Below are 15,649 nucleotides of genomic sequence, written 5' to 3'. Positions count from 1 at the left end.
GGTAGTGCGCTCAGGCGCGTGGATGATGGGCTGCGTGCAAGGCTTTCAAGCGCTCACGTGCCACATGAGTATAAATCTGGGTCGTGGAAATGTCGGCGTGTCCCAATAGCATCTGCACCACGCGCAAGTCGGCGCCGTGATTGAGCAAATGGGTGGCAAAAGCATGGCGCAGAACGTGCGGGGACAAGGGGGCCATAATACCGGCCTGAACCGCATATTTCTTGACGATCAACCAAAAAGACTGGCGGCTCATGCAAGTGCCGCGTCCTGTAATAAATACAAAGTCGCTGCGGCGCTGGCCCAGCAAGGCAGGGCGGGACTCCTGCATATAACGTTCGATCCAGTGCAGGGCCTCCTGTCCCAAAGGCACCAGCCTGTCCTTGCCCCCCTTGCCCTGGTCGATGCGCAGCACGCCATCGCTCAGGCTCAGGTTCTGCAAGGGCAGTTCAGTCAGCTCCGTGACGCGCAAACCGCTGGCATACAAGGTTTCCAGCATGCAGCGATCGCGCAGCCCCAAGGGATTATGTATGTCCGGGGCAGCCAGCAGGCGCTCTACCTGTTCTTCGGATAAGGTGTGCGGGACGCGTGGGGCCTGTCGGGCGCTGCTCAATTCCAGGCAGGGATCGTCCTGCCGCATGCCTTCTTGCACTGTCCAGTTGTAAAAGCGACGTAAGGTGGCCAGCCTGCGATTGGCTGTGCTGGCCTTGCTCTGATCTGCCTGGCTGGCCATCCATTCCCGCAAATCCTTGGCTTCCAACTGTTCCAGCGCTTTGCCTTCGCGCTCTTGTTGAGCCCATTCCTCCAGGCGTTCCAGATCCTGCCGATACGCTTGTTGGGTGTTGGCAGACAGGCCGTCCTGCAACCAGAGCATGGTGATGAAATCGGAAATCAGACTGGCTTGCGTCATGGGGATGAAAAATTCGGAAAGCGTGGCTGTTGGCGTGCTTTTGGGAGCCGGGATGAGGCAGGAAAGCCCTCATGCTATCACTCCGGGATGATGAGCTTCATTCAGTAGAGGGGTAGATTTACGCTATATACCTATATATATTTCCTGATTATACTAATTCGTTACACCCGTCCCGGAGGAGAAAACAATGTTCAAACGCGTCGTATCGGTCGCTGCCTTATCACTGTTTCTGCAAGGCACAGCACAAGCTGATGAGTTGGTTGTGGCTGCGGCTGCCAGCCTGACCAATGCTTTCAAGGAACTGGCAGGCCAGTTTGAGGCAGAGCACCCCGGCACCAAGGTGCTGACCAGCTTCGCCGCATCGGATGTATTGCTGCAGCAGATCGTCAATGGTGCTCCGGTGGATGTGTTTGCCTCGGCCGACCAGAAAGCCATGAACAAGGCGGAAGAAGCCAAGGCTGTGGATCCTGCTACCCGCAAGAATTTTGTACAGAATCAGGTTGTGCTGATTGTGCCGACAGATAACCCCGCCAAAGTGAGCAACGCTGGCGATCTGGGCAAGGCAGAAGTCAAACGTGTGGCTTTGGGTAACCCGGCTGTTGTGCCTGTAGGCCGCTACACCCAGGCTGCTTTGGAAAAGGCCGGTCAGTGGGATGCAGTCAAACAGCGTGAAATTCTGGGCCAGAACGTGCGTCAGGTGCTGGATTATGTCGCTCGTGGTGAAGTGGAAGCCGGTTTCGTGTTCGCGACTGACGCGGCCATCATGAAAGACAAGGTGGAAGTGCTGGAAGTGCTCAAGACCACGGAACCTGTCACTTACCCGATCGCCTTGGTGCAGCGCGAAGGCCGTAATGACAAGGCTCAGGCTTTCCAGGATTTCGTCATGTCTGAATCCGGACAGCAAGTGCTGGCAAAATACGGTTTTGCCAAGCCTTGACAGGATTTTGATCGTCGGATGACTTCACTTTGGATTCCCCTGTGCTTATCGCTCAAGGTCGCCGGTTGGGCGACCTTGTTTGCCTGTGTGCTGGGTATAGGAGTGGCCTATGCCTTGTCGCGCTGGCAGTCGCGCTGGTGTGATCTGCTTGATTCCATCTTGACCTTGCCCATGGTTTTGCCGCCTACCGTCATCGGCTATTACCTGCTGGTCTTGCTGGGTCGGCGCAGTGCCTTTGGGCAATGGCTCTCCAGTATGGGGATTGAACTGGTCTTTACCTGGCAGGGCGCGGTGATTGCCGCCACTGTCGTGGCCTTTCCCATGATTTTGAAGGCAGCGCGTGCGGCTTTTGAGGACGTGGACCCCCGCCTGGAAAATGCGGCCAGCGTGCTGGGCCTGAAACCCCTGGCCATCTTCTTTCGTGTCAGTCTGCCTTTGGCAGCGCGTGGCATCATGGCAGGCGTTTTGCTGGCCTTTGCCCGCGCTTTGGGCGAGTTCGGCGCTACGTTGATGATCGCGGGCAGCATACCGGGGCGCACCCAAACCATGTCCATCGCCATTTACGAGGCAGTCCAGGCAGGGGAGGATCAGCAGGCATTGGTGCTGGTCGCTATTATTTCGATTACTTGTGTGCTGGTCTTGTGGAGTACCAGTGCCTTGTCACCCCGTCACGTACGCCGTAAAAGAGGGATGCAATGAGCCTGACTGTACAGATTCAACGCACCGTGGTCAGCGAGGCCCGTCATTTTGACTTGAATATCCAGATTCAAACCGAAGCCCGTCATATTGCCCTGTACGGGCCTTCGGGTTCGGGCAAGTCCTTGACGGTGCAAAGCGTGGCGGGCTTGTTGCGGCCCGACCATGGCCGCATTCAAATTGGCGATCAGGTCTATTTTGATTCTGAAAAAGGCATCAACCTGAAACCACGCGAGCGTCGGGTGGCGTACCTGTTTCAGGACTACGGCCTGTTCCCGCATCTGACGGCGGCACAGAATATTTGCTTTGGTCTGAACACGGGCTTGTTCAACCGCTCCGTGCGAGACATGCCTGCGGCTGCCCAGCGTTGGGTAGAAGCGTTTCAGCTGGAGTCGGTATTAAGCAGCTATCCCGCCCAGTTGTCTGGCGGGCAAAAGCAGCGTTGTGCCCTGGCGCGAGCCTTGGCTATTGAACCTCAGCTGCTTTTGCTGGATGAGCCTTTGGCGGCCCTGGATCAGGACTTGCGTGCGCGTTTGCGGGCTGAACTGGCTCAGTTGCAAAGCCAGATCGATATTCCCACTATCCTGATCACGCACGATCCTGAGGATGCCAGGGCCCTGGCCCAAGAGGTCTATCGTATTCGCGATGGACGCATTATCGAATGCTGTACCAGCGCGGATCTGGAAGTTCTTACAGCGTAGCGATCATCACGCTGGATGCCTTGAACAGTGCATAGGCGGACTGGCCTGCTTCCAGGTGCAAGCGCTGTGTGCTGTCCAGGGTGATGCTGGCGGTGACTGTCAGGCCCTGTGGCAGTTCCAGACGTACTTCTGCATTGACGGCACCGGTAATGACATCGGTAATCGTGCCGGGCAGTTGATTGCGTGCGGACAGGGAGTTACGGGTGTCGCCCGTGCCAATCATGATCGAGGACGCTTTCAGAAAGGCCAGAACTTTCTGCCCCTCACGCAGGCCCAGGTTTTCCGTGCTTTCTCGTGTGATGGACGCGACCACGATTTGGCCCTGGCCAATATCCACATGAATTTCGTCGTTGACGGCTCCCGTTTTAATCGTGGTAACGATACCGGCCAGTTGGTTGCGAGCCGAAGTTTGCATGATCATGGTTTGGAGTAACTCCATTTGAGTCGCCACGGAAGGCATTAAACGACCAATACGGCTCATGAAGCGTTGATGCAGCCGGTCGTAGGTTTGATACAGCTCCAGCAGTTCGACGGCTTTGGGAGTCAGGGTGGCACCGCCACCACGATGACCGCCCGTACTGCGCAGCACCAGAGGTTCGCCCGCCATATTATTCATGATGTCGATGGCGTCCCAGGCCGCCTTGTAGCTGATGCCAATATGACGGGCAGCGGCAGAGATCGAACCCTGCTCGGCAATCGCTGCCAGCAAGGCCATACGGCGGGCGCTACCCCAGGTATGGTCGCCAGTGCGCAGCGACAGGCTGCCGGTTAATTCGGTATTGGGGGTGTGTGAACTAGACATGGTGATAAGTGTAAGGGCGGGAACAAACTAGGGATAGAGCGCCGGTACAATGGCCGGATCAGCGCTGCTGGCCGTTCTGTTTTCTTGCAACCTTAACTGGTTTTTTCTATGTACGACACCCCTGCTGTTTCCATGGCTCAATTGCAGGAGCTCAATAGTGCCGAGACGGTTGTCTTGACCGTGAACAAGCGCTATGCGCGCCGCCTGCTGGGACATTTGTCGGCCCGTCTGGCGGGTGCTGGCGGGACGGTTGCCGTACCGGAAATTGTGCCTTTGGGCGCGTGGCTGGCACAGGCCAGCGATCAGCTCTGCTTTTCAGAACAGTGGCAACCGGCCGCGCATCAGATGGATCGCTTTGCCGCTTTGCAGCGCTGGGAACACAGCATCGAGCAGTGCGAGGAAGAAGGCTATTTTCTGGATGTAGGTCAGGCGGCGCGTCTGGCTTGTGAAGCCGATACCTTGCTGGATGAATGGAATATCGAGCTGAAGCCCGGCGAGGCCAGCGTGGATTTTGAGCGCTTCATGCAATGGCGCTCTCACTACCGGCAAAGCCTGGAGCAGGCAGATCTGGATGATGCAAACCTGGCTGCGGAGCGTGTGCTCAAAGCGGTGCAGGCAGGCGCCTTGCACATGCGTCATCGCCATATGGTGCTGCATGGTTTTCATGAATATTCGCCACGCCTGCAAAGATTGTTGAGTGGTTTGCAGGACATGGGGGTAGAGATTCTGCAGCTGCAGCACGAAGAGGCTCCGGCGACGGAAGTTTATCGGGTGCAGGCGCAGGATGCGGATACGGAATGGCGCCTGGCGGTGCAGTGGGCGCGCCGTCAATTGGACGAGGACCCAAATCGCACGGTAGCCATTGTGGCGGCACAGCTGGAAACGCAATTGCCGTTGGTGCATCGTCTTTTGCGACAGGCCATGCACACGGATCAAGGTGCTTTGCCCTATAACGTGGCGGCAGCCCGATCCTTGGCTGAGTGGCCAGTGGTTGAAGCGGCCATGGCCTGGTTGAAGGCCTTGTTTACCTTGGCGACCAAGGGGCAGGCCGAGCCCGCCATGCTGGGCGAAGCCTTGCGTTTGGGAGCGTGTCAGGCAGAACAGTCTGAAGCAGGTGGCCGTGCCCGCATTGACAAGGCCTGGCGCGACAACCGCATTACACAAGTTAGCCGTAAAGAATTTGCCGACATGCTCAGCTTCCACACACCCGAACTGGCTCTGGCCTGGGGCAAGGCGGTGGAACGCTTCGAGTCCGTATCGGCAGGCGCTCAAGGAGTGGATACCTGGGCGTCAGTCATGCGCCAATGCCTGGAGGCTTTGGGCTTTCCGGGCACTAACCGTCTGGATAGTGCCCAGTTTCAAACTCTGGAGGCTTTGGAAGCCTTGCTGCTGCAACTGGCGCAGCAAGCGCCGGTCTTGGGTCGCATCAGTGCCTTGAAGGCACAAAGCGCTTTGGCCCGCATGGCCCGTGAAAATTTGTTCCAGCCACAACGAGACCCACGTTCCCGGCTGGACGTGCTGGGTTTTCTGGAAGCGGAAGGCGGGCGCTGGGATGCCGTATGGGTGCTGGGCCTGACCGATGATATTTTGCCTGCTGCGGTCAAACCCAATCCTTTGATTCCTGCCCAGGTGTTGCGTCGAGTCTCGGCACCTCGCAGTACGCCAGAGCGGGAGCTGGAATGGGCGCGCTGGATGCTGAGTGCCTTGCTACGCTGTGGCAATCAGGTTTTGCTAAGTGCACCTTTGCATCAGGGTGAACAGGAACTGAGACCCAGCCCCTTGATTGCTCATTGGCCTGTGCTTGAAATGCCTTGGGCGGTGCAGGCAGAGCAGGCCGTCGCACAGGAAGCCTTGCTGGATGAGCAAGGCCCCAGCCTGAAGCTGGAAGAACGCATACGCGGCGGGATCAGCGTGCTGGATACGCAGGCCCGCAACCCCTTGTGGGCTTTCGTGAAGTTCCGTTTGCATGGTCAGGCCTTGCCCGATTACGCCCGTGTCGGCGATATGAATACACGTGGGATGTTCCTGCACCGCGCCGTCGAATTGTTCTGGCTGCGTGTGAAGGATCAGGACAGCCTGCATGAGCTGATTGGTGAGGGCTCACTGCTGGATGTGGTGCAAACGTGCATCGATCAAGCGGCGCAAGAAGAGCTGGCCGATTACGGTCCAGTGCTGCGCAGCCTGGAAATGGAGCGGGGTCTGGCCGTCTTGAATGAGTACGCTCATCAGGAAGCCCAGCGCCCACCGTTCGCCCTGGGGGCGACGGAGCATGAGTTGAGTTGGAACCGTGGCTTGTTACGTCTGAACCTGCGTCTGGACCGCTTGGATGATCTGGCTGATGGCGAGCAATTACTGTTGGATTACAAAACCGGCATAGGCGAGCTGCGGCCTGATAAAGACTGGCTGCGGCCCAGACCCGTGAATCTGCAATTGCCGTTTTATGCCGCCGCCTTGCAGGATGAGGGCCGCACCGTCAGTGGTTTGGCCTTTGTACGCTTGCATGCCCGTCAGGTCGGTTTAAGCGGTTTGGCCGCGCCCGGCATGGATATTGAGGGTCTGACCGAATTGGAGAGCGCCCAGCAGTGGACCGCCCAAATCGCGCAGTGGAAACAGGCGGTGGAAGGCTTGGCAGATGAGTTCCTGCAAGGGCAGGCCGCCAACCAGATCTGGAACCGCAACGATTTGCTGTATTGCGATGTTTTGCCCTTTTTACGTTTGTTCCAGGAAGGCCTCCAAGACAATGGAGGAGAGGTGTAATGGTGACAGTCCCTAGCGATAGCCCCGCCCGTGCACGGGCACTGGACCCCGAGTCCTCCTTTCTGGTCCAGGCCCCAGCCGGTTCCGGCAAGACAGAGCTGCTGACCGATCGGATTCTGGCCTTGCTGGCTCGCGTGCAGCGGCCAGAAGAAATAGTGGCCATTACCTTCACCCGTAAAGCTGCGGCTGAAATGCATGCGCGTGTACTGGAGAAGTTGGCCGCTGCCAATCAGGAACGGCCTGCCGAGCCCTACCGGGTACGCAGCTGGGAACTGGCGCGTGCCGCCATGCAGCGCAATCAGGAGCAGCAGTGGGATTTGCTGGCTTACCCGGCCCGTTTAAGCATCCGGACCATCGACTCCTTGTGTGCCCACCTGGTACGCGCCATGCCCTGGATTACGGGGCTGGGCGGGGTTCCGGCCATTACCGATAAGGCCCAGGAGCATTACGAAGCGGCGGCTTGGGCCACGCTGGAGATGGCGGAAAGCGTGCCCAGCGTGGCGCGTTTTCTGGAGCACATGGATGTGAACTTGCTGCAGGCGCAAGCTCTGTTGGCCGGTATGTTGGCCAGCCGCGATCAGTGGTTGCCAGCGGTGGGGCAGGGCGGTGATGTAGCCTTTTTACAAGACAGTTTGCGTGAGGTGGTGGAGCAGCAACTGCAGCAGCTAAGCGATTCACTGCCACCCGGTTGGGCGCGAACCTTGGCCCCCCTGGCCTGCTTTGCGGCCTCGAATCTGGAAAGTGGCGATGTGCTGGCCTTGGCGGATTGGCAAGGCGATAACCTGGCCCCGGTCATGGACGATTTGCCGCGCTGGCGTGGTCTGGCAGCCTTGTTGCTGACGGATAAAGGCGATCTGCGCAAAAGCCTGACGGTGCGTAATGGCTTTCCCCCAAAAACGGCACAAAAAGAAATGCTGACCGAGTGGTTGAGCAATTGTCTGGGGGCTGAGCCCTGGATTGCTCGCCTGGCCAGTGCACGCCTTTTGCCCGAGCAATACTCCCCCCAACAGCAAGAAGTCCTGTCCAATCTGATTCAGGTCTTGTGGCTGGCTGCGGCGCAATTGAAACTTCGCTTTGCCGAGAAAGCTGAGGTCGATTTCACCGAGATTGCCCAACGTGCCTTGCAAGCCTTGGGTGATGCCGACGAGCCGGGCGAGCTGCTCTTGCGCATGGACAGGTCCATACGCCATTTGCTGGTAGACGAGTTCCAGGACACCAGCCAATCCCAGGTGCAGTTGCTGGAACGCCTGACCAGCGGCTGGGAGCCTGGCGATGGGCGCAGTCTGTTTTTGGTGGGCGACCCCATGCAGTCCATTTACCGTTTTCGCAAGGCGGAAGTGGGTTTGTTTTTGCAAGTCTGGCAAGCTCGACGCTTGGGCGAAGTAGAGCTGGAGCCACTGAATCTCAGTAATAACTTCCGTTCACATCCGCGCTTGGTGGAATGGGTTAACAAGGTGGGGGCGCAACTGTTTCCGGCTCGACCTGATCCGGATCTGGGCATGGTCACCTACGAACATTCGACCGCCTTCAAGCCCGATATTCCCGAGTGGGCGGTGCATTTTCACCCGTCCTGGCATTTCCGAGTGGCTAGGGGAGAGGATGCTGTGCCGTCGCAGCAAGCGGCTCAAGAGCGTGCAGTGCAGGAGGCGGTTCAGTGCGCAGCTCAAGCTCTGGAACGTTATCAGGACAGTGAGCATCCGGTGGCAATTCTGGTGCGAGCACGCTCGCACTTGCATGGTCTGGTGCGCAAGCTGGGCGAGCAGGGCATCCCGTGTCGAGCCGTAGAACTGGAGCCCTTGCAACAGCGTCCTGTGGTGGCTGATCTGGTGCAATTGGTCCGTGCCTTGGCGCATCCGGCTGATCGACTGGCTTGGCTGTCTGTCTTGCGCTCGCCATTGATCGGCCTGCGTTTGGAGAGCCTGCACCGCCTGTGCGCCTTGCATCCTACACAGACCTTGGCCGAGCTTACACACAATCAGGATTTTGAAGACTGGGATGCCAACGAGCGTGCTCGTCTGCTCTTTGCTTGCCAGATCTTGCTGGACAAACGCAATCGCAGTGGCTTGATGCCTTTTGCTGCCTGGGTGCAGGAGTGCTGGACGCGCTTGGGCGGGCCGCAAGTCTATCCAAGCCTGGCTGATCAGGCGGATGCAGAACAAGTCTTGCGTCTGCTGGAGGAGTTATGCCCTTACGGACCGCCCGACCAGCAACAATTGCAGGCCCGTGTGGAGTCGCTGTATGCCACCCCGCAAGGTACGGGCAAGGCCGTGGAGGTGATGACGATTCACAAATCCAAGGGGCTGGAGTTCGAAACCGTCATCTTGTTTGGCTTGCACAAGCAATCGGCAGCCGATTCCGAGCCGTTGATTCGTCTGGAGCACAGCGCCGAGCGCTTGATTCTGGGGCCGATCAGTCACAAGGGCAGCGAGCAGCGCGATCCGGTGTCGCAGTTTCTGGCGGCGCGGGAGCGTATCCGGGCCGAGCAGGAAAGCCACCGCTTGTTATATGTGGCCCTGACGCGTGCCCGTCAGGAGCTGCATCTGTTTGCGGAATTGAGCATCACCCAGGATAAGGGCCTGCGCGAGCCGGATGGCCGCTCCTTGCTGAGCCGTGTCTGGCCGGTCCTGGATCAGCCACAGGCTCCTGTTTGGCAAGCCGAGCAGGGCGGACAGCAAGAGGAATTAGGGCAAGGTTCTGCGGCATTGTTGCAGCGTGTGGTGAGCTTGCCGGCCGTGCCGCCCGAGCAGTTGCAGGCCGACAGCCCGCAGTATCAAAGCTGGCAGTGGTCCCTGGACACGACTCATGAAAAAGCCATTGGTACGGTTGCCCACGACTGGCTGGAAAAGCTGGGCCGTGAAGGGCTGGAGCAATGGCCGGTAGAACGCTTGCAGCAAGGCCGCGCCGTGATGCGTCGTCAACTGTTGCGTGCTGGTGTGCCAGCGACCTATCTGGATGAAGCCGCCCAATCCCTGTTTGAAGCGATTACTGCGACCGTACAGACGGAACGGGGCCGCTGGCTGCTGGGTGTCAGCCGAGCTTACCGGGAATGGTCCTTGCTGGACGTCAGTGGCCGGGTGTCGATTATTGACCTGGCCATTTCCCAGGAAGATCACTGGCTGGTGGTGGATTACAAGACCGGACGACCTGCCGAGCATGAAAGTCTGGACGATTTCAAGGCACGGATGCTGGAGCGTTATGCGCCGCAATTGCAGCGGTATTGTGAGCAGGTGCAGGCTCTGGATGGCCGGCCCGCGCAGGCTGCGCTTTATTTCCCGAGAGCCGATCTTTGGCTGCCGTATTGATGCTACACTATTGGTCGGCGGGCCCCTCCGCATGGTTCGGCGGTGAATCTGGTCAGGTCGGGAACGAAGCAGCCACAGCCGTGCAGAATCAGTGCCGGAGTCAGGCTCGCCACTTCATTTGCTTATCGGGTTATGCGCGCCCGGTCTATCTGCTTCCCTTCAGCACCGAATCCGGTACACTTTTCCTTTCGCTTATTTGTATTGATGGTTCACGCCGTCCGGAATTCGCATGACCTATCTCGTTCTGGCCCGCAAGTGGCGCCCCCGTTCCTTTGACACCTTGGTTGGTCAGGACCACGTGGTGCGCGCTCTGACGCACGCCCTGGATACCCAGCGCCTGCACCATGCCTGGCTGTTTACGGGCACACGCGGCGTGGGCAAGACCACCTTGTCGCGTATTCTGGCCAAGTCGCTGAACTGCGAAACCGGCATCACTTCCAAGCCCTGTGGCGTTTGCCGCGCTTGTACCGAGATTGATGCTGGCCGCTTTATTGATTATGTAGAGCTGGACGCCGCTTCCAACCGTGGTGTGGAAGAGATGACCCAGCTGCTGGAGCAGGCGGTCTACGCCCCCAGCTCGGGCCGTTACAAGGTCTACATGATTGACGAAGTTCACATGCTGACCGGGCACGCCTTTAATGCCATGCTCAAGACGCTGGAAGAGCCGCCAGCGCACGTCAAATTCATTCTGGCCACGACCGATCCGCAAAAGATTCCGGTCACGGTCTTGTCGCGCTGTCTGCAATTCAATTTGAAGCAGATGACAGTGCCCGCGATTGTGGGTCACCTGCAAGACATTCTGACCCAGGAAGAAATGCAGTTCGAGCTGCCTGCCTTGCGTTTGCTGGCACAGGCAGCCGATGGCTCCATGCGGGATGCCTTGTCGCTTAGCGATCAGGCCATTGCTTATAGCGCGGGCGATCTTAGCGCCCAGGCTGTACAAGCCATGCTGGGCACCATTGATCAACGCCACCTGGCGCAATTGCTGCAAGCGCTGGTTGCTTATGATGCGCAGGCCATTATGGGTGTGGCCGATGATCTGGCCTTGCGCGGCCTGTCTTATTCGGGCGCTCTGGCTGATCTGGCCACCTTGTTGTCCCGTATCGCCATCGAGCAGCGCATTCCCGGCACGATTTCTGATGATGATCCTCTGGCAGAGGCGGTGCGCCAATTAGCGCCCATGCTCTCGCCCGATCATGTGCAGTTGTTTTATTCGGTAGCGGTGCATAGCCGTCAGGAGCTGTCTTTGGCTCCGGATGAGTACGCCGGTTTTGTGATGGCGTGCTTGCGTATGCTGGCTTTGCTGCCCGAGCCTGTCTCGGCGTATGTGCCACCGCCAGCAGGGCCTTCGGGGTCTGATACTGCTGGTGCTGGTGCGGCTCAGGCTGCTCCCGCTCCTGCGGCAGCCCTCGCTGCCTCTGTTGATGCCGCCGCCTCTGCCGCGCCTCTACAGCAAGCTGCGCAGGGTGCGCAAACAGAGCCGAGCGCACAAACTGCACAAGCAGCGCAAACCACTCAGCCTGCGGTTAACCCACAGGCCGCGTCTCAGCAGGCACAGGCTTCTGCCCCTGCAGCCGCCCCGGTCGCTGATGTTGCCAGTGCACATGCAGCCCAAGCAGCGCCTGTCGCAGAATCCATCCCTGCTGACGACGATTTTGTCCCGGCCTGGGAAGACGCTCCTGAGCCTGACGGCGCGCAGGCCAGCTCTGACTCTTCAGAGTCTGCCCCAGCGGATGCAAGCTTTGAAGCCGGTTCCGCGACCAGTCAGCCTCAAGAAGCTGCGACTGCAGTTGCTGACAGCAGCGCTGTTGAAGCCGCCCAAGCGGCATCGACGCCGTCAGCCCAGCCAGCCGCAGAGCCCACCTCCGCAGCCCAGGCTGATTCCTCTGCCGACCCTGTAGCGGAATCCTCCAAAGCCCAGGGCAAGAGCAGTGCTCAGCCCCTGATGTCGTCTCAGGCCCAGGCCGCTGCCCGAGTAGACCCGGTGGCAGAAGAAGCGCCGCCAGCCGTCTCCACCCAGGACGGTCCGGAAGAGCCCGCCTGGCTATCCGAGGGCATGGACGAAGAGTTCGAGAATTACCAACCTTTGGATATGGACGCGGCTCGTGCCGAAGAAGATGGCGATGTACCGTCTGTGTCCCTGTCTGATCGCTTCATGCCCGACACTGAACTGGGCCTGCCTGTACCGCAAAGCGGTTCGGACAGCCCGCGTACCGTCCGTCTGGGCGGCATGAAACCGGAAACCTGGCCCGAAGTGGCAACCAGCCTGCCCTTAAGTGGCTGGGCCGCTGAATTGGCCCGCCAGAGCGAATGGCTGGGCGTGAAAGGCCAGGAAATCCATCTGCGTGCCAAAATCAAGGCCACTGAAGGCAGCCAGGGCAAAGCGCGCTTGCGCACCGTTTTGTCGGAATACTTTGCCCAGTCCATTCAGTTGGTGATCGAATACGGAGATACGGGCGATGCTACCGCGCATGCCGTGGAGCAGGCCAAGCTGGCCGAGCGCCAGCGACAGGCCGAAGAGCAGGTTGCCCAGGATCCCTTTGTCTTGAGTCTGATCCAGGACTTTGACGGCAGCGTCAAAGCCGGGTCGATCAAGGCCACTCCTTTGGTTCGGGCCGCCTGAATGGCCCCTTGTCAATTTATATCAATCAGGAAAACCAAACCATGATGAAAGGTCAGATTGCCGGCTTGATGCGCCAGGCGCAGCAAATGCAGGAAAACATGAAAAAGGCCCAGGAAGCCTTGGCCGATATCGAGGTCGAGGGCGTTTCCGGCGGTGGTCTGGTCAAGGTCATCATGAACTGCCGCCACGATGTGCGCCGTGTCTCTATCGACCCCAGCCTGCTGGAAGACGAAAAAGAGATGCTGGAAGATTTGATTGCTGCTGCCTTTAACGATGCACAGCGCAAAGCCGAGGCAACGTCGCAGGAAAAAATGGCGGGTGTTACCGCTGGCCTGCCACTGCCACCCGGTATGAAGTTCCCGTTCTAATGAACGAACCGCAGATCGCTGAGCCCGAACCGCTTCGGGCTCTGATCCAGGCTCTGCGTCGGCTACCCGGTGTGGGCGAGCGTAGCGCTCGCCGCATGGCCTACCACTTGTTGCAACACGACCTGGTAGGCGCCGACCAATTGAGCCGCGCTCTTGAACATGCCACGACGGCACTGCAGCACTGTCAGCGCTGCAATGGTTTCACTGTTCAACCTATCTGTGAAACCTGTGCCAATCCCCGCCGTGATCCGGCGTTGTTGTGTGTGGTGGAGACGCCTGCCGATCAAAACATGATCGAGGCTACGCATGGCTATCGAGGCCTTTACTATGTGCTGATGGGGCGTTTGACGCCGCTGGAAGGCATAGGCCCGGATGCCTTGCAATTTGACCGCTTGCTAGAGCGAGCCGGTGATGGCCAAGTGCAGGAAGTGATTCTAGCGACCAATTTCACCGCAGAGGGCGAAACCACCGCCCATCATTTGGCGGAAATGCTCACTAGCCAAGGTTTGAAAGTGACTCGACTGGCACGCGGTGTGCCAGCCGGGAGCGAGCTGGAGTACGTAGACCCCAGCACCATTGCCTGGGCCTTGATGGAGCGTCGCGCCACGTAAACGGGTTTGACCGCTTGGCGGACAAGGGGGGACACCCCCCTTTGTTTTTTAGTATAAGTATCAGACCTAAATAATTAATGACCAACAACAAGAAGGGGATTGCCATGAAACTGACTCGTCGTCATGCACTCAAGCTGGTTGGAGCATCGGGATTGGCACTGTCGCTGCCAACATTGGCCCGTGCACAGGAAATCGAGAAAAAAAGCATCACGATTGCCGTCGGTGGCAAAGCGTTGATCTATTACCTGCCTTTGTCCATTGCCGAGATTAACGGCTATTTTGATGATGAAGGCCTCAAGGTCAAAGTGGCCGACTTTGCCGGTGGCTCCAAGGCCCTGCAAGCGGTTGTCGGTGGCAGTGCCGATGTCGTCTCGGGCGCTTTTGAGCACACCATCAACTTGCAGGCCAAAGGGCAGATGTACCGTGCCTTTGTGCAGCAAGGACGCGCACCGGCCATCGTTTTGGCCGTGTCCAACAAGACGATGGCTGACTATAAGTCGCCTGCGGATTTGAAGGGCAAGAAAATCGGTGTGACCGCACCGGGTTCCTCGACCAATATGATGGTCAACTTCTATCTGGAACAGAACGGTCTGAAACCCTCGGACGTGGCCTTTATCGGCGTAGGCGCTGGCGCGGGTGCGGTCACCGCCATGCGTACGGGTCAGATCGATGCCATGGCTAACCTGGACCCGGTTATCGGCACCTTGCTCAAGGAAAACGAGGTACGTGTCATTGCTGACACCCGTACCGTTGCCGACACCAAGACCATTTTTGGCGGCAATATGCCTTCGGCTTGCTTGTACGCTTCTGAAGACTTCATCACCAAGAATCCGAACACGGCTCAGGCCCTGGCCAACGCCATCGTGCGCGCCGACAAATGGATTCAGGCCAATGACGCTGAAACCATTGCCAAAACCGTGCCTGCCACCTACCTGCTGGGTGATGTAGAGCTGTACAAGCAATGTCTGGACGCCAATAAAGAAGCACTCTCGCCAGATGGTCTGGTCGATGCTGATGGCCCCGCTACCGCCTTGAATGCGCTGGCCGCTTTTGTGCCGAATCTGGACGCATCCAAGATTGATACCAGCAAGATCTTCACCAACGAATTTGCTGAAAAAGCCAACAAGAAGTATCCCAATGTCTGAGGCAGCACTTTCTTTAGATAACATCAGCTGTGTTTTTGCCTCCCGCGATGGCAAAGGTACGTACACAGCGGTTCGTGACGCCAGCCTGAACATTGCTCCAGGCGAGTTTGTGTCGGTTGTAGGCCCAACGGGCTGCGGCAAATCCACGCTCCTGAACGTAGGGGCGGGTTTGCTGAGCCCTTCGTCGGGCGAAGTGCGTGTGTTCGGTAAACCCCTGGAAGGGGTGAACGAGCGCGCTGGCTACATGTTCCAGGGCGAAGCACTCATGCCCTGGCGCAGTGCCGAATCCAATGTGATGGCCGGTCTGGAGTTTGCCGGTGTTCCGCAGGATGAGGCCCGCGAGCGTGCCCAGGAATGGCTCAAGCGAGTCGGCCTGGGTGGTTTCGGGGATCGTTACCCGCATCAGATGTCCGGCGGTATGCGCAAACGCGTCATGCTGGCCCAGACCCTGATTCGCGATCCCGACATCATTCTGATGGATGAGCCTTTCTCGGCGCTGGACATTCAGACCCGCCAATTGATGGAAAACGAAGTGCTGGAGATCTGGATGGCGCAGCGTAAAGCCGTGCTGTTCATCACGCACGACCTGGACGAAGCCATTGCCATGAGCGATCGGGTGGTGGTTCTGTCGGCCGGGCCGGGCACTCATCCCATCGGCGAATTTCATGTCGATCTTCCACGCCCTCGTGACGTGGCCGAAGTACGCAACGACCCCCGCTTTGTCGAATTGCATGCGGCAATCTGGGCCGTCTTGCGTGATGAAGTTCTGAAGGGTTATGCCCAGCAAAAGCGTGCCTGAT

General features: G+C 58.5%; 12 protein-coding genes and 1 other RNA gene. 11 read left to right on the top strand and 2 right to left on the bottom strand.

Translation table 11 applies throughout. The features are described from left to right. Positions 1-10: 10 nt before the first annotated feature. Entirely contained in the window at positions 11-907 is an 897-nt protein-coding gene (xerD, locus tag ACLPGZ_RS07065) for a site-specific tyrosine recombinase XerD (RefSeq protein WP_239055189.1), read from the bottom strand. A gap of 187 nt (positions 908-1,094) precedes the next feature. On the opposite strand from xerD, the gene modA reads away from it, so the two are divergent. Genes modA through ACLPGZ_RS07050 form a run of 3 tightly spaced genes read left to right on the top strand, consistent with a single transcriptional unit; the run spans position 1,095 to position 3,241 of the window. Next, on the top strand, positions 1,095-1,844 hold the full coding sequence (gene modA / locus ACLPGZ_RS07060) for a molybdate ABC transporter substrate-binding protein (RefSeq protein WP_026485228.1): 750 nt from the start codon (positions 1,095-1,097) through the stop codon (positions 1,842-1,844). An 18-nt stretch (positions 1,845-1,862) separates the two neighbouring features. After that, positions 1,863-2,543 carry a molybdate ABC transporter permease subunit gene (gene modB / locus ACLPGZ_RS07055; RefSeq protein ID WP_009461324.1) on the top strand — a complete coding sequence of 227 codons (681 nt, stop codon included), beginning with the start codon at positions 1,863-1,865 and terminating at the stop codon, positions 2,541-2,543. Beyond that, complete coding sequence (locus ACLPGZ_RS07050) at positions 2,540-3,241, top strand: sulfate/molybdate ABC transporter ATP-binding protein (RefSeq protein ID WP_035270991.1); 702 nt, start codon at positions 2,540-2,542, stop codon at positions 3,239-3,241. Before modB ends, ACLPGZ_RS07050 begins: the two co-directional genes overlap by 4 nt. Here ACLPGZ_RS07050 and ACLPGZ_RS07045 read toward each other — a convergent pair. Further along, positions 3,231-4,043, bottom strand: a complete 813-nt coding sequence (locus ACLPGZ_RS07045) for a TOBE domain-containing protein (protein ID WP_239055191.1) — start codon at positions 4,041-4,043, stop codon at positions 3,231-3,233. The two genes, ACLPGZ_RS07050 and ACLPGZ_RS07045, sit on opposite strands and share 11 nt — an antisense overlap. Before the next feature lie 108 nt (positions 4,044-4,151). Here ACLPGZ_RS07045 and ACLPGZ_RS07040 point away from each other — a divergent pair, with 108 nt between their 5' ends. The 8 genes from ACLPGZ_RS07040 to ACLPGZ_RS07005 all read left to right on the top strand — a co-directional run bounded on the left by ACLPGZ_RS07040 (position 4,152) and on the right by ACLPGZ_RS07005 (position 15,648). Further along, positions 4,152-6,800 (top strand): hypothetical protein, encoded by a 2,649-nt coding sequence (locus tag ACLPGZ_RS07040; RefSeq protein ID WP_239055192.1) that lies wholly within the window; start codon positions 4,152-4,154, stop codon positions 6,798-6,800. Next, complete coding sequence (locus ACLPGZ_RS07035) at positions 6,800-10,102, top strand: UvrD-helicase domain-containing protein (RefSeq protein ID WP_239055193.1); 3,303 nt, start codon at positions 6,800-6,802, stop codon at positions 10,100-10,102. The genes ACLPGZ_RS07040 and ACLPGZ_RS07035 overlap by 1 nt, the downstream gene beginning before the upstream one ends. A 16-nt stretch (positions 10,103-10,118) precedes the next feature. Then, positions 10,119-10,216: signal recognition particle sRNA small type (gene ffs, locus ACLPGZ_RS07030), an RNA gene on the top strand. Between the two features lie 115 nt (positions 10,217-10,331). Beyond that, positions 10,332-12,725 (top strand): DNA polymerase III subunit gamma/tau, encoded by a 2,394-nt coding sequence (dnaX, locus tag ACLPGZ_RS07025; RefSeq protein ID WP_239055194.1) that lies wholly within the window; start codon positions 10,332-10,334, stop codon positions 12,723-12,725. Between the two features lie 41 nt (positions 12,726-12,766). Next, positions 12,767-13,093 carry a YbaB/EbfC family nucleoid-associated protein gene (locus ACLPGZ_RS07020; protein ID WP_009463063.1) on the top strand — a complete coding sequence of 109 codons (327 nt, stop codon included), beginning with the start codon at positions 12,767-12,769 and terminating at the stop codon, positions 13,091-13,093. Next, positions 13,093-13,704, top strand: a complete 612-nt coding sequence (recR, locus tag ACLPGZ_RS07015; RefSeq protein ID WP_003803396.1) for a recombination mediator RecR — start codon at positions 13,093-13,095, stop codon at positions 13,702-13,704. Before ACLPGZ_RS07020 ends, recR begins: the two co-directional genes overlap by 1 nt. Before the next feature lie 104 nt (positions 13,705-13,808). Next, on the top strand, positions 13,809-14,849 hold the full coding sequence (locus ACLPGZ_RS07010; protein WP_035271448.1) for an ABC transporter substrate-binding protein: 1,041 nt from the start codon (positions 13,809-13,811) through the stop codon (positions 14,847-14,849). After that, on the top strand, positions 14,842-15,648 hold the full coding sequence (locus tag ACLPGZ_RS07005) for an ABC transporter ATP-binding protein (protein ID WP_115634139.1): 807 nt from the start codon (positions 14,842-14,844) through the stop codon (positions 15,646-15,648). Before ACLPGZ_RS07010 ends, ACLPGZ_RS07005 begins: the two co-directional genes overlap by 8 nt. Position 15,649: the final 1 nt, after the last annotated feature.

The organism is Alcaligenes sp. Me129 (genome assembly GCF_050487245.1).
GTDB lineage: Bacteria > Pseudomonadota > Gammaproteobacteria > Burkholderiales > Burkholderiaceae_B > Alcaligenes > Alcaligenes phenolicus.
This window is presented reverse-complemented; position numbering and strand designations above follow the sequence as displayed.